Annotated in this window: 16 protein-coding genes; 2 read left to right on the top strand and 14 right to left on the bottom strand. The window is 68.3% G+C overall.

The window, feature by feature from the left end:
• The first annotated feature begins 23 nt into the window (after positions 1-23).
• Both Pth03_RS32670 and Pth03_RS32665 read left to right on the top strand, forming a co-directional pair.
• Positions 24-884, top strand: a complete 861-nt coding sequence (locus Pth03_RS32670; RefSeq protein WP_203948300.1) for a peptidylprolyl isomerase — start codon at positions 24-26, stop codon at positions 882-884.
• Positions 885-944: 60 nt separating this feature from the next.
• Positions 945-2,174 carry a DUF349 domain-containing protein gene (locus Pth03_RS32665; protein ID WP_203948299.1) on the top strand — a complete coding sequence of 410 codons (1,230 nt, stop codon included), beginning with the start codon at positions 945-947 and terminating at the stop codon, positions 2,172-2,174.
• Between the two features lie 691 nt (positions 2,175-2,865).
• Here the strand turns inward: Pth03_RS32665 and Pth03_RS32660 are convergent.
• The 14 genes from Pth03_RS32660 to Pth03_RS32595 form a co-directional block, all read right to left on the bottom strand.
• Positions 2,866-5,049 (bottom strand): RelA/SpoT family protein, encoded by a 2,184-nt coding sequence (locus Pth03_RS32660; protein WP_203948340.1) that lies wholly within the window; start codon positions 5,047-5,049, stop codon positions 2,866-2,868.
• A gap of 301 nt (positions 5,050-5,350) precedes the next feature.
• Positions 5,351-5,857 (bottom strand): adenine phosphoribosyltransferase, encoded by a 507-nt coding sequence (locus Pth03_RS32655; RefSeq protein ID WP_203948298.1) that lies wholly within the window; start codon positions 5,855-5,857, stop codon positions 5,351-5,353.
• Positions 5,858-6,001: 144 nt separating this feature from the next.
• The gene (secF, locus tag Pth03_RS32650) at positions 6,002-7,081 is read right to left on the bottom strand and encodes a protein translocase subunit SecF (RefSeq protein ID WP_308442401.1); all 1,080 of its coding nucleotides are present in this window, start codon (positions 7,079-7,081) and stop codon (positions 6,002-6,004) included.
• Positions 7,078-8,793 carry a protein translocase subunit SecD gene (gene secD, locus Pth03_RS32645; protein WP_239119536.1) on the bottom strand — a complete coding sequence of 572 codons (1,716 nt, stop codon included), beginning with the start codon at positions 8,791-8,793 and terminating at the stop codon, positions 7,078-7,080. Before secD ends, secF begins: the two co-directional genes overlap by 4 nt.
• A 90-nt stretch (positions 8,794-8,883) precedes the next feature.
• The gene (yajC, locus tag Pth03_RS32640) at positions 8,884-9,258 is read right to left on the bottom strand and encodes a preprotein translocase subunit YajC (RefSeq protein ID WP_203948297.1); all 375 of its coding nucleotides are present in this window, start codon (positions 9,256-9,258) and stop codon (positions 8,884-8,886) included.
• A 313-nt stretch (positions 9,259-9,571) separates the two neighbouring features.
• On the bottom strand, positions 9,572-10,621 hold the full coding sequence (gene ruvB / locus Pth03_RS32635) for a Holliday junction branch migration DNA helicase RuvB (protein WP_203948296.1): 1,050 nt from the start codon (positions 10,619-10,621) through the stop codon (positions 9,572-9,574).
• 61 nt (positions 10,622-10,682) lie between these two features.
• Positions 10,683-11,303 carry a Holliday junction branch migration protein RuvA gene (ruvA, locus tag Pth03_RS32630; RefSeq protein ID WP_203948295.1) on the bottom strand — a complete coding sequence of 207 codons (621 nt, stop codon included), beginning with the start codon at positions 11,301-11,303 and terminating at the stop codon, positions 10,683-10,685.
• Between the two features lie 127 nt (positions 11,304-11,430).
• Positions 11,431-12,030, bottom strand: a complete 600-nt coding sequence (gene ruvC / locus Pth03_RS32625; RefSeq protein WP_203948337.1) for a crossover junction endodeoxyribonuclease RuvC — start codon at positions 12,028-12,030, stop codon at positions 11,431-11,433.
• A 131-nt stretch (positions 12,031-12,161) separates the two neighbouring features.
• Positions 12,162-13,328 carry a GNAT family N-acetyltransferase gene (locus Pth03_RS32620; protein WP_239119535.1) on the bottom strand — a complete coding sequence of 389 codons (1,167 nt, stop codon included), beginning with the start codon at positions 13,326-13,328 and terminating at the stop codon, positions 12,162-12,164.
• Between the two features lie 77 nt (positions 13,329-13,405).
• The gene (locus tag Pth03_RS32615) at positions 13,406-14,158 is read right to left on the bottom strand and encodes a YebC/PmpR family DNA-binding transcriptional regulator (protein ID WP_203948294.1); all 753 of its coding nucleotides are present in this window, start codon (positions 14,156-14,158) and stop codon (positions 13,406-13,408) included.
• 3 nt (positions 14,159-14,161) lie between these two features.
• Positions 14,162-14,758: a pyridoxal 5'-phosphate synthase glutaminase subunit PdxT gene (pdxT, locus tag Pth03_RS32610; RefSeq protein ID WP_203948293.1), complete on the bottom strand. Its 597-nt coding sequence runs from the start codon at positions 14,756-14,758 to the stop codon at positions 14,162-14,164.
• A gap of 125 nt (positions 14,759-14,883) precedes the next feature.
• Complete coding sequence (locus Pth03_RS32605; protein ID WP_239119534.1) at positions 14,884-15,309, bottom strand: MarR family winged helix-turn-helix transcriptional regulator; 426 nt, start codon at positions 15,307-15,309, stop codon at positions 14,884-14,886.
• Positions 15,310-15,750: 441 nt separating this feature from the next.
• Complete coding sequence (gene pdxS / locus Pth03_RS32600; RefSeq protein WP_203948292.1) at positions 15,751-16,662, bottom strand: pyridoxal 5'-phosphate synthase lyase subunit PdxS; 912 nt, start codon at positions 16,660-16,662, stop codon at positions 15,751-15,753.
• A gap of 119 nt (positions 16,663-16,781) precedes the next feature.
• Complete coding sequence (locus Pth03_RS32595; RefSeq protein ID WP_203948291.1) at positions 16,782-17,795, bottom strand: DUF3048 domain-containing protein; 1,014 nt, start codon at positions 17,793-17,795, stop codon at positions 16,782-16,784.
• Between the last annotated feature and the right edge of the window lie 17 nt (positions 17,796-17,812).

The raw sequence follows: 17,812 nt of genomic DNA, 5'->3' as shown, positions 1-17,812 counted from the left end.
AAACAGACAGTCAGGAGGACGCAGTGGTCACCGGCAAGGACCGCCAGAAGCAGCTGGCCCGCGAGCACTACGAGCGGCAGCGGCAGGCACGGGTCGACCGCGAGCAGAAGGCGCGCCGTACCGCGATCATCGGCACCACCACGGCTGTCGTGGTCGTGATCGGCGGCATCGTGGCGGCGACGGCTCTTCTAGGCGGCAACGACGACGATGTGGCCACCGCGTCGGCATCGGCCTCTGCTGCTCCGTCGGCCACCGCCGCGGCGGCCGAGGAGCCCAAGCCGTACGACCCGGCGACCGGAACCTGCGGCTACGTCGCCGACACCGCCAGCGGTCAGGTCAAGAACGTCGGCATGCCTCCGGCGAAGGTCAGCACCGCCCCGGAGACGATGACCATCAAGACCACCCTCGGCGACATCGTCGCCACGCTGGACACGGCTAAGGCGCCGTGCACGGCGAACTCGTTCCGTTTCCTGGCGTCCAAGAACTATTTCGACAACACCAAGTGCCACCGGCTGGGGACGGACTTCCCGATCCTCCAGTGTGGAGACCCGCTCGCGAAGGCCGACGGCAAGAACCCCACGGACGGCCAGGGCGGCCCTGGGTACCGGTTCGTCGATGAGAACCTCGAGGGTGCGAAGTACGACCGAGGCGTGCTGGCCATGGCCAACAGCGGCCCCAACACGAACGGCAGCCAGTTCTTCATCGTGTTCGGCGACACCGGCCTCAACCCCGCCTACACACCCTTCGGTACCGTAACAAAAGGACTTGGAATCATCGATAAGGTCGCCAAGCAGGGCGTCCTTCCCGGTGGTACTGGCGATGGGACGGGCGCTCCCAAGGAGCCCGTGGAAATCAAACACGTGACAATCACCGGCAAGAGCTGACGTAATACAACCAAGGGCATTTCGGGCCCTGGAGGGCTGATTCAAGTGCGGGAGGACGCGGTGACCACCGACCCGTGGGGCCGGGTAGACGCTGACGGCACCGTCTACGTGCGTACGGCTGAGGGCGAAAGGGCCGTCGGCTCCTGGCAGGCCGGTGAGCCTGAAGAGGCGCTGGCTTACTTCCGTCGCAAATTCGACGAGCTGGCCGGCCAGGTGCAGCTCCTGGAGCAGCGGGTGCGCGGCACCGACCTGGCGCCGGCCCAGGCCGAGTCGAACATCGCCAAGTTGCGCGAGGCGGTCGCCGAGGCACACGCCATCGGCGACCTCGGCTCGCTCATGGACCGGCTGGGCGCGCTCAGCGAGCTCGTCGGCAAGCGGCGTGAAGAGGTCAAGGCCGCTCGCGACCAGGCCCGCGTCCAGGCTCGCGAGACCAAGGAGCGGATCGTCGCGGAGGCCGAGCGGATCGCCGAGGACGCCACCCACTGGAAGTCGGGCGGCGAGCGGCTCCGCCAGCTGATCGACGAATGGAAGGCCGCCGAGCGCATCGACCGCGCCACCGAGGCCGTCCTGTGGAAGCGGCTTTCGACCGCCCGTACGGCTTTCGCCAAGCGCCGCAAGGCGTACTTCTCCTCGCTCGACGAGCAGCGGGACGCGATCCGCAACGCCAAGGAGCGGATCGTCCAGGAGGCCGAGGAACTGTCGTCCTCGACCGACTGGAACGCCACGGCCGCGGCCTATCGCGAGCTCATGCACCAGTGGAAGGCCGCCGGTCGCGCCTCCCGCGAGGCCGAGGACGAGCTGTGGGGCCGCTTCAAGGCCGCCCAGGACCAGTTCTTCCAGGCCAGGTCGGCGGTCTACGCCGAGCGTGACGCCTCCTTCGCCGCCAACGCGGAGGTCAAGGAGACTCTGCTCGTCGAGGCCGAGCGGCTCCTGCCCGTCACCGACGCCCGGTCGGCCAGGAGCGCCTTCCGCGGCATCCTGGAGCGCTGGGAGGCCGCCGGGCCGGTGCCTCGCGAGATGCGGGACAAGCTCGAGGGCGGTCTGCGGCGGGTCGAGGACGCCGTCCGTAAGGCCGAGGAGAACGAGTGGAAGCGCTCGAACCCCGAGGCCCGTGCCCGCGCCCAGGACACGGTCAACCAGCTGCGCCGTTCGATCGAGCAGTTGGAGGCCCGCCTGGCCAAGGCGCAGGCCGGCGGCCGGGACAAGGACGTCAAGGAGACCGAGGAGGCTCTGGCCGCGCGCCGTTCGTGGCTGGAGGAAGCCGAGCGCACCCTCGCCGAGTTCTCCTGACCTTCCCGCCTCCTCTGTGCGTGATCACGCCGACCACCAGCGGGCGGCGTGATCACGTACAAAGGCGCCAACCCACACCCCCCCAGGCGTGATCATGCAGAACCTCGCCGACACGCCCGCCCACCTGCGGCAACCCGAAGCGTGATCATGCAGAAGTTCGCGGAAACGGCCGTTGACCTGCGGTGATCCAGCCCGTGATCATGCAGAAGTTCGCGAGAGTGGGCGCTGACCTGCAGTGATCCGTTTCGTGATCATGCAGAAGTTCGTGTGCCGTCCATTGACCTGCGGCGATACGTTCGACGATCATGCAACCGGCGCCGAAATCTCCACGATCGCCGACCATGCCTCACTCCATGCCTGACCGGCCGTACGGGAAGGCGACCCAGCGTACAGCCGGGCGAACTGCATGATCACGGGATACGTTTCCGCTGGTCAAGAGGTACATCTTCGAACTTCTGCATGATCACGAACCCGTATCGGCGCAGGTCAACGGCCGTTTCCGCGAACTTCTGCATGATCACGGCTTGGATCGCTGCAGGTCGACGGCCGTTTCCGCGAACTTCTGCATGATCACCACACAACTCGGCACAGGCCGCGGGCCCTCTCCCCGAACCTCTGCATGATCACCACACAACTCGGCGCAGGCCGCGGGCCCTCTCCCCGAACTTCTGCATGATCACCATCAAGGATGTCAGTTGGTCACGCGGTACACGTCGTAGACGCCTTGGACGCTTCTTACGGCCTTCAGAACATGGCCCAGGTGCTTGGGATCGCCCATTTCGAAGGTGAACTTGCTGACGGCCACCCGATCACGCGAGGTGGCGACCGACGCCGACAGGATGTTCACGTGGTGATCGGAGAGCGTGCGCGTCACATCCGACAGCAGCCGGGGCCTGTCCAGGGCCTCCACCTGGATCGCCACGAGGAAGACCGAGTCGTCCCCGGGCGACCACGACACCTGCACAAGCCGGTCCGCCTGCGCACTCAACTGCTCAACATTCGGACAATTCGTCCTATGTACGGAAACTCCGTGGCCTCGCGTGACAAATCCGACGATGTCGTCACCAGGTACCGGCATACAACATCGTGACAACCTCACCCACACGTCGGGATCGCCGGCCACGATGACCCCGGCATTCGAATTGGCCCTGGGGCGCCCCTTGAGCCTCGTGGGGACCGCGGCCTCCGCAAGGTCCTCCTCGGCCCCGTCGACCCCTCCCAGCGCCTGTACGAGCTTCTGAACGACGGACTGGGCGGCCACATGGCCCTCGCCGACGGCCGCGTACAGCGCGGAGACATCCGGATAGCGCAGATCGCGGGCCAGAGCCAGCAGCGCCTCCCCCGACATCAGGCGCTGGAGCGGGAGGCCCTGCTTGCGCATGGCCCGCCCGATGGCCTCCTTGCCGGCCTCGATGGCGGTCTCCCTGCGCTCCTTGGAGAACCACTGCCGGATCTTGTTGCGGGCCCGGCCGCTCTTGACGAACTTGAGCCAGTCACGGGACGGCCCCGCGTCCGGCGACTTCGACGTGAAGATCTCGACCGTGTCGCCGTTGCCCAGCCGGGACTCCAGCGGAACCAGCCGGCCGTTCACGCGGGCGCCGATGCACCGGTGCCCCACCTCGGTGTGCACGGCGTAGGCGAAGTCGACGGGCGTCGCGCCCTCGGGCAGGGCGATCACCTGGCCGCGCGGGGTGAACACGAACACCTCGGACACCGACAGGTCGAAGCGCAGCGACTCCAGGAACTCGCCCGGGTCGGAGGTCTCCTTCTGCCAGTCGAGCAGCTGCCGCAGCCAGGCCATGTCGTTGACCTGCTTGACCTTGGCGGCGGCGCCCGAGCTGTTCATCTCCTCCTTGTACTTCCAGTGGGCCGCCACGCCGTACTCGGCACGGTTGTGCATCGCCCGCGTGCGGATCTGCAGCTCGATCGTCTTGCCCTCGGGACCGATCACCGTCGTGTGCAGCGACTGGTACATGTTGAACTTGGGCATGGCGATGTAGTCCTTGAACCGGCCCGGTACCGGCCGCCACTGCGCGTGGATCGTTCCGAGCCCGGCGTAGCAGTCGCGCACGGTGTCGACGAGGACGCGGATGCCCACCAGGTCGTAGATGTCGTCGAAGGCGACGTCCTTGGCGATCATCTTCTGGTAGATCGAGTAGTAGTGCTTCGGCCTGCCGCGCACGGTCGCCTTGATCTTGGCGTCGCGCAGCTCGGCGGAGACCTTCTCGATGACCTCCTGCAGGAACAGGTCACGCCGCGGCGCCCGCTCCGACACCATCCTGGCGATCTCGTCGTACCGCTTCGGGTAGAGCATGGCGAACGCGAGGTCCTCCAGCTCCCACTTGATGGTGTTCATGCCGAGGCGGTGAGCCAGCGGCGCGAAGATCTCCAGGGTCTCCCGGGACTTCTGCTGCCGCTTGTGCTCCGGCATGTACCGCATCGTGCGCATGTTGTGGAGCCGGTCGGCGAGCTTGATCACCAGCACGCGGATGTCGCGGGACATCGCCACGACCATCTTGCGCACGGTCTCCGCCTGCGCCGCGTCGCCGAACTTGACCTTGTCCAGCTTGGTCACGCCGTCGACGAGCAGCGCGATGTTGTCGCCGAAGTCGGCTCGTAACTCGTCGAGGCTGTAAGCCGTGTCCTCCACCGTGTCGTGCAGCAGCGCGGCGCACAGGGTCTCGTCGTCTGTTCCCAGCTCGGCCAGGATGCTCGCCACCGCCAGCGGGTGGGTGATGTACGGGTCGCCGCTCTTACGCTTCTGGTCGCGGTGGTGGTAGGCGGCCATGTCGTAGGCACGCTCGATCACACGCAGGTCGGCCTTGGGATGCGTCGCCCGAACCGTCTTGAATAGCGGCTCCAGCACCGGATTCATAGCACCCCACTGCCCCCCGAACCGGGTCAGCCGTCTTCGCGCGGCCGGCGCCGGTCTGTCCTCGGTGCCCTCCGACGGATCGAGGGCCGCGTCCGCGGGCACATCGACGGGCTCGGGGGCCTCGCGCGGATCCGTTCCGCGTCCGTCCCTCGCGCTGTCAGGCACGACCACATCACGGGGCACACAGACTCCTTACGTCGAGTCCAGATCCCTCAGTGTATCCGTGCCGCCACAGCACTCTCCTCCGAGACGTCGTGCCCGCGGAACCGCCGCCCCCGCAAGCCTCATCGTCCCCGTACGGTCAGACGGTGAGAAGGGTCCGGATCTCCAGGCCCTGCAGCCTGTCCCTGCCCGACAGGAAGGACAGTTCCATGAGGAACGAGACGGCGGCGATCTCCGCCCCGGCTCGCCTGATCAGTGCCACGGTGGCCTCAGCCGTCCCGCCGGTGGCCAGTACGTCGTCCACAATCAGCACCCGGTCGCCCGGCGTGAATGCGTCGGCGTGCACCTCGATGGTGGCCGAGCCGTACTCGAGCTCGTAGGACTCCTCCAGCGTCGCGGCGGGCAGCTTGCCCTTCTTGCGCACCGGCACGAACCCCGCGCCGCTGTGGTAGGCGACGGGCGCGGCCAGGATGAACCCGCGTGCCTCGATGCCGACCACCTTGTCGAACACCAGGCCATCAGCCAGCTCGTCGACCACCTGCGTGAACGCCGCATGATCGGCGAGGAGGGGCGTGATGTCCTTGAACAGGATCCCCGGCTTCGGGTAGTCCGGGACGTCTCTGATCAGCGTGCTCCAGTCAGTCACGACGCCAACCCTAGAGCACCGCGGGCGAAACCCTTTCGTACGGCCGAGCGCTCTCGTGCGCCATCACGGCCGAGGGAGAGATCACGAAGCCCCCGCGACCCTTGCGGGTGGCGGGGGCTTCGTGGACGGACGAACCCGGGACGGCTAGCGCTTCTTGCGCTTGCCGTCCGCCTGGGCGGTGTTCTGCGTTCCGGCCGTGACCGGCTCCTTGGCCGAGGCGCCGTCGCCCGCGGCAACCGCCTCTGCGGCCGCCGCCTTGGCCACCGAGGCCTGCCGCGCGGCCACCCGCTTGGCCAGGGCCTGCCACTTCGGCTCCCGCTCCTTCAGCGTCACCAGGATCGGCGTGGCGACGCACAGGGAGGAGTAGGTGCCGACGATCATGCCGACGAACAACGCCAGCGACAGGTCCTTCAGCGTGCCCGCTCCGAGCAGCGTGGTGCCGATGAACAGGATCGCCGCCACCGGCAGGATCGCGACGAGCGAGGTGTTCAGCGACCGGATCAGGGTGTGGCTGAGCGCGTTGTTCGCGGCCTCGGTGTAGGTCATCCTCGCCGACGAGCCCAGCTTGCCGGTGACTTCCTTGATCATGTCGAAGACGACCACGGCGTCGTACAGCGAATAACCGAGGATCGTCAGGAAGCCGAGCATCGTCGCCGGCGTGACCTCGAACCCGGACCACGCGTAGATGCCTGCGGTAATCACCAGGTCGTGTACCAGCGCGACGACGGCGGCCAGCGCCATCCGCCACTCGAAGGCGACCGAGAGGTACAACATGATCAAGATCATGAAGACCACGAGGCCGATCCAGGCCTTCTGGGAGACCTCACCGCCCCACGTCGCTCCGATGACCTGCGAGCTGACCTGGTTCTCCTGCACGCCGAACTGCTTGGACAGCGCCTGCTGGACCTTCGTCACTTCGGCGCCGTCGAGGCTCTCCGTGGTGACCCGCCAGTTCTTGTCCCCGGCCTCTTGCACGATCACCTGGTGCGGGCCGGCTCCCGTAACGGTGTCCCGGACCTGCTCCACGCTCGACCCGGGCGTCCGGGCGAAGTCGAAGACCGACCCGCCCTTGAACTCCACGCCGAGGTTGAGGCCGTGAATGATGAGCCCGATGATCGAGAAGATCAGCAGGAAGGCCGACAGCGCATACCAGATCTTGCGCTTGCCGACGAAGTCGATGTTGATGTCGCCGCGGTACAGGCGGCTGATAACACCAGGCATCATGCCTCCTGCAGGGTCTGCTCGGCAGGGCGCGTACGGCCCATGCGCTCCGCGTCGAGTCCGGACAACTTATGGCCCTTGGAGAAGAACCGCATCCGGGCCGCCAGCGACATCAGCGGCTTGGTGAAGAGGAAGACGACCACAATGTCGATCACCGTCGTCAGGCCCATCGCGAACGCGAATCCGGCGACGTCGCCGACCGCGAGGGCGTAGAGCACGATCGCGGCGATGAACATGACCGCGTCAGCCACCAGGATCGTCCGGCGGGCACGCTGCCAGGCGACCTCGACGGCCGACCGCAGCGTGCGGTGGCCTTCCTTGATCTCGTCACGTATTCGTTCGAAGTACACGATGAACGAGTCGGCCGTGATGCCGATCGACACCACGAGGCCGATGATGTGCGGCAGCGACAACCGGAATCCCGCGTTGTGGCTGAGGAGCACCACCGTGGAGTAGGTGACGACCGTGGCCACCCCGAGGCTCGCCACACCGATCAGGCCGAGGCCGCGGTAGTAGAGCAGCAGGTAGATCACGACCACCAGCAGGCCGATGCCGCCCGAGATCAGGCCGCCACGCAGCTGGTCCTGTCCCAGCGTCGAGGAGACCGACGTGACCTGGCTCTGCTTGAACTTCAGCGGCAGCGCGCCGTATTTGAGCTGGTCGGCGAGGGCGGTGGCGGTCACCTGGGTGAAGTTGCCGGAGATTCGGGCGCTTCCACCGGGGATGGCCTCTTCGATCGTCGGGGCGACGATCACAAGGCCGTCGAGCACGTTCGCCAGCTGGTTGCGCGGCGCCGGAAGGGTCGTGATCCGCCGGGTGATGTCGGCGAACTGCGTCGCGCCCTTGGACTTGAACGTGATGTTGACGATCCACTCGCCGGTCGTGGAGTCGGTGCCGGACTGGGCGCCGCTGATCTCGGTGCCCTGGACGGCCGCCTTGTCCAAGATGTAGCGAGCCGAGCCGTCGTCGCTGCAGGCGACGATCTGCTTGTTCGGGTCGTCCGGGAGGCCCTGGCCCCTGTTCTTGGCGGTGCAGTCGATGTCGCGGAACTGGGTCAGCAGTGCCGGGTCGATGCCGCTCGTGTCCTGGCCGGCCAGCGGGTCGTTGTCGACGGGAGCGCTGGGCTCGGCCGTCGGGGCCGGGCTGGCCTTCGCGTCCGCGTTCGCCGCGTCCTTCTTGCCGCCCTTGGCGTTCTTGCCGTCCGCCGACCCGGTGGGCGTCGGCGTCGGAGCCGTCAGCGCCGAGGACAGCGCCCTGCCCGCGGGCGTGGCGGTCGCGCTCGGAGACGAGGTCGACCCGGTCGAGCTGCCCGGCGTGGCGCTTGGAGCACCCGAACCGGTGGGCGTCGGAGCCGTCGTCGGCATCTGAACCGGCTGGTTGGTCGACGCGGCCACCGCGAGCACCTGGCGCATCCGCAGCTCGGCGGTGGTGGAGACGAGCCCGAGCGCCTCTTGCTGGCCGACTCCCGGGATCTGGATCACGATGTTGTCGTTCGCCCGCGCGACCTGGGCGTCGGCGATACCGTTGCCGTTCACGCGCGCCCGGATGATGTTGACGGCCTGATCGATGCTTTCCGATGGTGGCGGCTTGCCGTCGAGGAGAACCGGCGACAGCGTCACCGTGGTCCCGCCGGCCAGGTCAAGGCCGAACTTAGGAACGAACGCCTTCTGCAGGGCGATCGTCGCGCCCATGGCGAGGATGATCGCCAGGAGCACCAGGAGTGTGCGTCCCGGCTTTATCTGGCTGTTTGTCGGTGGGGCCACTGGTGGTCTGTTCTTTCGTCAAAGGGTGTGCGATCAGCCTACTCAGGACTGCTTGGTACTTGAGTCATCACCGTTCGCCGTGTCGGCCGTGTCGGTCTTCTCCGTCGTGTCGGTCACGGGCTGGTCCGCCTCAGCATCAGAGGTTCCCTCGACGGGAGTGACCACACGGCCGATCGCCGCCTTGAGCCATGTGGTCTCGACTCCGGGGGCGATCTCCAGGATGACGTCGTCGTCCTCGATGCGCGCGACGGTCGCGAACAGGCCGGTCGTCGTCATGATCCGAGCACCGGGGGCCAGCGTGTTCTGCATCTGGACCTGCTCCTGCTGCCGCTTGCGCTGCGGCCGGATCAGGAGGAAGTAGAACACTCCCACGAGCAAGATCAGCAGCACGAACGTGGAAAGCGGGCTGTTACCCACGGGTCCACCCTTCCGTTACATGGTGAACCGGCCTTACGCCGGAAATTTGATGCGCGTTGGCACGCGGCCGCCGTCACGACGAACAAGTCAGCGTAAGCGGCCAGTCAAGCCACGCAGTGTATGCGAGCCCATAGAAGCCCGGCAACGAAGCCACGTTCTAGCTCGCGGGAAAGTTCCTAGTTCATAGTCTTCGAAACCGATTTGTGATCCCACGAGCATCATCAGCCACCGTTTGATGGGATTTCGTCTCGTCTTTACCGTCTCGTTCTTCTCGCCCACAATGCTGCCGCCGGCCATTCGTGGTCACAGCCCGTCATGCCTCGTCGAACAGGCTCGGCAGCACCGATGCGCCGAACGCGTCAGGAGGCGGTGTCAGGCCCAGATGCGCCCAGGCCGACGCCGTCGCCACCCGTCCCCGCGGAGTCCGGGCGATCAGCCCCTGCCGTACGAGGAAGGGCTCGGCCACGACCTCGACGGTCTCGGGCTCCTCCCCCACGGCGACGGCGAGGGTGGAAAGACCGACGGGGCCTCCGCCGAACTTGCGCAGCAGAACGCCGAGGACCGCCCGGTCGAGCCGGTCGAGCCCTTCGCCGTCGACCTCGTACAGGTTCAGCGCGGCAGAGGCGATCTCCCTGGTGACCAGACCGTCCGCTCGCACCTCGGAGAAGTCGCGGACCCTCCTGAGCAGGCGGTTGGCGATTCGCGGCGTGCCACGGGAGCGCCGCGCGATCTCGTGGGCGCCCTCAGGGGGCAGGTCGACCGACAGCAGGCGGGCCGACCGGGTGAGCACCTGCTCCAGCTCGGCCGCCTCGTAGAAGTCCATGTGGGCGGTGAAGCCGAACCTGTCGCGAAGCGGCGCGGGCAGGAGCCCCGCCCTGGTCGTCGCCCCCACCAGGGTGAACGGCGCGATGTCCAGGGGGATCGAGGTCGCACCCGGGCCCTTGCCGACCACGATGTCGACCCGGAAGTCCTCCATCGCGAGATAGAGCATCTCCTCCGCCGGACGGGCCATGCGGTGGATCTCGTCGATGAACAGCACCTCCCCCTCGGAGAGGGTCGACAGGATCGCGGCCAGATCGCCGGCGCGCTCCAGCGCGGGGCCGGACGTGACCCGCAGCGGCATCCCCAGCTCCGCCGCGATGATCATCGCGAGCGTGGTCTTGCCGAGGCCGGGGCCGCCGCTCATCAGCACGTGGTCGGGCGGCCGGTTGCGCCGCATCGCGCTCTCCAGCACGAGTGACAGCTGCTCGCGCACCCGGGCCTGCCCGATGAACTCGTCGAGCCGCTTGGGCCGCAGCGCGGCCTCGATCGCGTACTCGTCGTTGTCCGGCTCGGGGGACACGAGGTCGCGGCCGCCGCTCATGCGCCCTCCCCCGCGTCACGGCTCGGGCCATGCAGGTGAACGTCCATCGCGCCACCGGCTCTCATCGCACACTCAGCGCGCGCAGTGCCGACTTGAGCAGCGCGGCGACCTGGAGGGACCGGCCGGCGGCGAGCTCCGCATCGGCCTCGGAGGCCACCGCGGCCACCGCCTCGTCGGCGTCCTTCGCGGAATAGCCGAGGCCGACCAGGCCGGTGTGGACCTGCTCACGCCATGCCGGAGCGCGCCCGCCGCCGTTCAGGGCCGCGTTGACGGCTTCATCGGGGGTGCCGAGCTTGTCCTTGAGCTCGAGCACGATGCGCTGGGCGCCCTTCTGCCCGATGCCGGGCACCATGGTCAGCGCCTTCAGATCGGCGGCCGCCACGGCCACCCGCAACGCGTTGGGCGTGTGCACGGCCAGCATGGCCAGGGCGATGCGCGGACCCACTCCGCTCGCCGTCTGCAGCAGCTCGAAGACGGCGCGCTCGTCGTCGGTGGCGAAGCCGTACAGGGTGAGGGACTCCTCGCGCACGACGAGGGCGGTCGCGAGCCTGGCCGGCTCACCCACCCTGAGGGTGGCGAGCGTGCCGGGGGTGCAGTGCACCAGCACCCCGACTCCGCCGACCTCGATCACGGCGGCGTCCGGCCCGATGGCGGTCACCTCTCCCGCCACGGATGCGATCACTGCCCCGCCCCCATCCCTGACCTCTCCCGGCCTGCCGTCCAGCGTTCCTGTGCAGCGAGCCCGGCCTCCACGCCGACCCCAGTAGTACCAGAGGCCGCCGACAACGTCCGCCCGACGGCGAAGCGGGTCACGTGGCCGGCCGGTCGTCTGTACGGCGCCCGCTGGGCGTATGCCGGTAGCCGGAGGCGAGCGTGACCGCGGGTGAGGCGCCTCCCCGTGACCGGGCCGCCAGCGCCTCGGCCAGCCGGTTCTGCACGCCGCCCCGCCAGACGTGGCAGATCGCCAGCGCCAGCGCGTCGGCGGCGTCGGCGGGTTTCGGCATGGCGTCCAGCCGCAGCAGCCGCGTGACCATGGTGCCCACCTGCTTCTTGTCGGCGTTGCCGTTCCCCGTGATGGAGGCTTTGACCTCGCTGGGGGTGTGCAGGGCGACGGGCAGCCCCCGGCGTGCGGCGCACACGATGGCGACGGCCGACGCCTGGGCCGTGCCCATGACCGTGCGGACGTTGTGCTGGGCGAAGACACGCTCGACGGCGACGGCGTCCGGCTTGATTTCGTCGAGCCATCGCTCGATCTCGGCCTCGATCACCACCAGGCGGGCGCCGATGTCGTCGTCGGGAGGCGTGCGGACCACGCCGACGGCCACCAGGTCGAGGGGAGCTCCGGGGCGTCCCTTCACGGCCCCGAGGCCGCATCGCGTCAGCCCGGGATCGACGCCCAGCACGCGCAACTCGGGCATCCGCACCGGCAGGCCTCCCCTGGTCCGCTGGCGGCCCGTTCCTGCCGCCGAACACCTGTTCGGTCCTGAACTCTACCGTGATCCGGCGGCCCTGCCACCGCTACGGCGAGGTTCGGGTGCGATCAGAAGTAGTCGACCATGTAGGCGTCGCAGCCGAACGCCGCGTCGAGGGCGTCGTCGGCCTCCGGCGAGCCTTCCGTGAGCAGTCCCGCGCGGCGCAGCGTGGCCGTGGGAACCCCGGCGTACAACGCCGACAGGCCGCCGATCTTGAGGCGCGACACGGACCCGGTCTCCGCATGTGCGGCGGTGGCCGTACCCGACCCCGAGGAGACCTGGATGCGCCAGGTGCCCGTGTTGGACGGCCGCTGCGGGTCGTCGACCTCGACGGCCACGTCGATCGACACACCGGCGGGGTAGCCGCGTCGCCCGACGGCGGCGGGCAGGTCGATCACGCGGAACATCCAGCGGTTCTGCTTGATCTGGTCGCGCGACCGCTCCCGCAGCATCCACAAAACCGGGTCGCGGGGCTCCAGACAGGCCTTGACGGACGTCGCGATGGACGAGGCGGTGCCGACGAGCGACCACAGGGCGCGGGCCGTGGCCTCGGACCCGGCGATCAGGTTGTCCACCTCGATGTCGCCGTCGTCCCAGCGGTAGATCACGAATCCGTCGTCCGCCAGGTAGCAGAAGTCGTCGTCGTCATCGAGCCACAGCCGCCAGAGCCGCTCGTCCCAGCCGATCGGGCCCGAGGCGCGGCTGGACGCGTGGACGCGCTCGATCACCTTCATGAGGTCCGGGGCGTCGTCCGGGCCCATGCGCCGCAGCTTCACGCTCCTGGCGGGGCCGTCACCCAGACCGCGGAGCGCCTCGGTGGGCAGCGTCGCCGTCGTCTGCGCCCCGGCGTGCTCCCAGCCCATGCTGCGGTAGAGCGGCGTGGTGGCCGGGTAGAGCGCCGAGACGGCCTCTCCCAGATCGGCGCACCGGTCGATCGCCGCCGCCATGAGTGCGCGGCCCGCGCCGCGGCCCCGGTCCTCCGGAGCCACGGTCACGCTGGCCACGCCGCCCATCGGAACCGGCCGCCCGTGCCACCACTGGGTGTACGGATTGATCCGGGCCGTCCCGACCAGCCGCGTGCCGTCGAACAGGCCGAGAAAGCGGCCCTCGGGCAGCATGGGGAGGACCATCTTCCGCCACGTCTCAACGTTCGCGGCGGAGATCGGGCCGAAGGCGCGCTTGCGGTTGTCGAGCACGGCGTCGAGGTCGTCGGCCGTCAGATCACGAATGTCCACGGGCGACAAAATAGGCGAACCGTGGCAACCGATGCGAGCCGTTTTGCCTGGCCCCTTGCCTGGCCCCGCCGCGGGCCTCAGAGGTCGAGCTTCTCCATGACCTCGTCGCTGACGTCGAAGTTGCCCCAGACGTTCTGGACATCGTCGCTGTCCTCGAGCGCGTCGATGAGGCGGAAGACCTTGCGGGCGCCCTCCTCGTCGAGCGGGACGTTCATCGTGGCCATGAAGCTCGCCTCGGCCGACTCGTAGTCGATACCCGCGTCCTGCAGCGCCTTGCGCACCGGGATCAGGTCGGAGGCCTCGGAGACGACCTCGAAGTTGTCGCCGAGGTCGTTGACCTCCTCGGCACCGGCGTCGAGGACGGCCATGAGCACGTCGTCCTCACTCAGCTCGGCCTTGGGCACGATGACGACGCCCTTGCGGTTGAACATGTACGACACCGACCCGGGGTCGGCGAGGGAGCCGCCGTTGCGCGTGAGCGCGACGCGCACCTCCGAGGCCGCCCGGTTGCGGTTGTCGGTCAGGCACTCGATCAGGATGGCGACGCCACCCGGGGCGTAGCCCTCGTACATGATGGTCTGCCAGTCGGCGCCGCCGGCCTCAAGGCCGCCACCCCGCTTGCGCGCCCGCTCGATGTTGTCGATGGGGACGGAGTTCTTCCGCGCCTTGGTGATGGCGTCGTACAGCGTCGGGTTGCCGTCCGGATCGGGGCCGCCGGTCCTGGCCGCGACCTCGATGTTCTTGATGAGCTTGGCGAAGAGCTTGCCGCGCTTGGAGTCGAGCGCCGCCTTCTTGTGCTTCGTCGTCGCCCATTTGGAGTGGCCGGACATCGCCTAGAGCTCCCTCACCATTTCGACAAAATACGAATGAACCCGCGCGTCCCCGGTCAGCTCCGGGTGGAAGGACGTCGCGAGCAGAGGTCCCTGACGGACCGCGACGATCCTATCCCCAGGTTGGCCGTGGGTGCGGCCCAGCACCTCGACGTCTGGGCCGACGGACTCGACCCAGGGCGCCCGGATGAAGACTGCGCGCATCCGCCCGCGCCCGGCGAAGTCGAGGTCCTCCTCGAAGGAGTCGACCTGCCGGCCGAACGCGTTGCGGCGCACCACCATGTCGATGCCGCCGATCGTCTGCTGCCCCTCGATGCCGTCCTCGATGCGGTCGGCCAGCATGATCATGCCGGCGCAGGAGCCGTAGGCGGGCATGCCGTCCTTGATCCGCAGCCGGAGCGGTTCCAGCAGCTCGAAGGTGGTGGCGAGCTTCCACATGGTGGTGGACTCCCCGCCGGGGATGACCAGCGCGTCGACCGCGTCGAGCTCCCGCTGGCGACGTACGGGCGTCGCGCCCGCACCCGCGAGCTCCAGCGCGCGGATGTGCTCGCGCACGTCGCCCTGCAGGGCGAGCACGCCGATCGTCGGCGCAGCGGTCACGGTGTTCCCTTCGTGTGGCGGCCCTCGCGGGGCCTTCCGGCGGCCGTTTCGCCGCCTGAGCCTTTCATGGTGGCCGATTCAGCGTATGACCATCGCGGCCGACGCCCCAAACCGGCGTCATCCGGTCAGCCCCGGCCGAGCTTGGCCAGAGCCGGCAGCGCCGCCGCGATCGCCTCGCGCTCCTCGGGCGTGAGCCGGTCGAGCCGGTCGGACAGATAGGCGACCCTGGCCTGCCGTACGGCATGCAACCGGGACCTCCCCTCGCTGGTCAGCTCGACCGTGCGGACGCGAGCGTCGGAGGCGTCGAAGCCGCGCGCGACGAGCCCCGCGTCCTCCAGGCGGTTGATCTGGACACTCATCGTGGGCAGTTGCACGCCGTGCTCCTCCGCCAGCTCCGACATCCGGCGCGGAAGAGCCTCAAGGGAGCCGAGAACGGAGTACTGCTGGGCGGTCACAGGCTGCCCGGCTGTGGTGCGGCGGAGCAGCATCACGATGTGGCGCAGTTCTGTCGAGAGGCTCTCGGCCAGCCGCGGGGTGTCGTCCGTGCTCACAACCGCGACCCTACCCGCCCCTCACGATCATGCAGGCCATGTGATGGTGATCATGCAGAACTTCACGGACAAGGCTCTGACCTGCGGAAGCATTTGCCGTGATCATGCAGAACCTCGCCAGAAACGCCCTGGCCTGCGCCGATACGGACCGTGATCGTGCAGAGGTTCGCCGGAAACAGCCCGGCCTGCACCGCAGCCCAACGTGATCATGCAGCTCCGGCCGTACGGCCAGGCGATCGAACTGCATGATCACGAAAGGCGTCGGCGCAGGCCAGAGCACATCTTCCCGAACTTCTGCATGATCACGAACGGAGTTTGGGCACGTCAACCCATACGCGCACGAACTTCTGCATGATCACGCCTCATTACCCCATGACCATGACCCATGACTCGTTACCCATGGCCCATGGCTCATGACGCAGGAGCCGTTACCGCTACCTGCTACCAGCCGCGTTCGGCGAGGCGGTGCGGGGCGGGGATGTCGTCCACGTTGATGCCGACCATGGCCTCGCCCAAGCCGCGGGAGACCTTGGCGATGACGTCGGGGTCGTCGTAGAACGTGGTGGCCTTCACGATCGCCGACGCCCGCTTGGCGGGGTCGCCCGACTTGAAGATGCCCGACCCGACGAACACGCCCTCCGCGCCCAGCTGCATCATCATCGCGGCATCCGCCGGCGTGGCGATGCCTCCCGCGGTGAACAGCACGACGGGCAGCTTCCCGGCCTTGGCCACCTCGGCGACCAGCTCGTACGGCGCCTGCAGCTCCTTGGCCGCGACATAGAGCTCGTCCTCGGGCAGCGACGTGAGCCGCTTGATCTCCGCGCGGATCTGCCGCATGTGGGTGGTGGCGTTGGAGACGTCGCCCGTGCCGGCCTCGCCCTTGGAGCGGATCATCGCGGCGCCCTCGGTGATGCGGCGCAGCGCCTCTCCGAGGTTGGTGGCGCCGCACACGAAGGGCACGGTGAACTGCCACTTGTCGATGTGGTTGGCGTAGTCGGCCGGGGTCAGGACCTCGGACTCGTCGACGTAGTCGACGCCCAGCGCCTGCAACACCTGGGCCTCGACGAAGTGGCCGATCCTGGCCTTGGCCATCACGGGGATCGAGACCGCGCCGATGATGCCCTCGATCATGTCGGGGTCGCTCATCCGGGACACGCCGCCCTGGGCGCGGATGTCGGCGGGCACCCGCTCGAGCGCCATGACCGCGACCGCTCCGGCGTCCTCAGCGATCTTGGCCTGCTCCGGGGTGACGACATCCATGATGACCCCGCCTTTGAGCATCTCCGCCATACCGCGCTTAACGCGGGCGGTTCCGACGGCGGACTCGTTCACTTCGGGGGTGCTGCTGGACACGGTGCTACCTCACGTCGGCGGGCCGATGATTTCTCTTCCATCGTAGGTCCTGGGCAGTCCATCCCCTTACGTTCCACTCTGTCAGGATTCGGGGCTCTCGTTTATACAAAGTGCATGATTCACGGGGCGACGGGCTTCTTCGACGCCAGCACGACCCAGACCTGTCCCCTGGCGAACGGCATGGGCTGACCGTCGGCCGTCGTGTACGTGGTGCCCTCCGCCTCCGAGGAGCGCGACCACACCATGTTGTAGGCCTTGCCGTCCCTGAGCACGACGCCGGTCCCCTTGCCCACCGTCTGGACCAGAGGGGTGTAGCTGCCGTTGACGTCATGGAACTGTGATCGCGTGGTCTTGACCCACTGGATCACAACCGTGGGCGCCCCCTGCTGCCCTCCCTCGGCCGCCACGTCCTTGGCGCCGTCCTGGGTCACCAGCCACCGCTTCTGCGCACCCGACCACGTGAAGGTGAACCTGGCAGCGGGGTACCGCACGGTGTAGGCCTTCTTGGGGACTCCCCCGGCAGGCGCCTCGTCGGCGAAGACAAAGCCGATGTCACGGGCCTTGCTCGCGTCCGGCGCCTTGGCCAGCAGTTTCTTCGGGCTGGCGAACAGGTTGTACGGTGCGACCCGCCCCGGCACCCGCGCGTACGCCGAGGGCGCGGCGCTGTCGGAGACGTCGAACAGCGGAGCCCTCTTGACGTAGGGGATCATCTTCGGCTGCACGCCGGAATAGCCGAGGGCGGGCTTGCCGAACTGCGGAATGATGTGCAGGTCCGAGATGCGGGCGCTGCGCACCGGCCCCACCTGGCTCGGGAGCTTGGAGGAGAAGACGGCCATCAGCCGCGTGAGCCCGCCCTCCACCTGCTCGACGTACACGATGTCGGCGCTGCGCAGGCCCATCTGGGGCTTGCCGGCGTGGGTGTTCTCGATCTTGACGACCAGCACCGGCTTGAGCGCGGAGACCGTGCGGCCCGTGAAGGGCTGCAGGGGAGGCGGGGTGGGCGTCGGGGACACGAACGGCGAGGCCCCCATCGTCGCCGCCTGTGGTTGCCTGACCGGCTGGTCGCCGGAGGAGCATGCCGCTCCCGCGATCGCGACCCCCACGGCAAGCGTGAAGCCCGTCACTGCCCGCATCCCTCAGCACCTCCCGA

The sequence above is a fragment of the Planotetraspora thailandica genome, from assembly GCF_016863335.1.
Lineage (GTDB): Bacteria > Actinomycetota > Actinomycetes > Streptosporangiales > Streptosporangiaceae > Planotetraspora > Planotetraspora thailandica.
The sequence above is the reverse complement of the archived record's forward strand: the minus strand, read 5'-3'. Positions and strand labels throughout refer to the sequence as shown.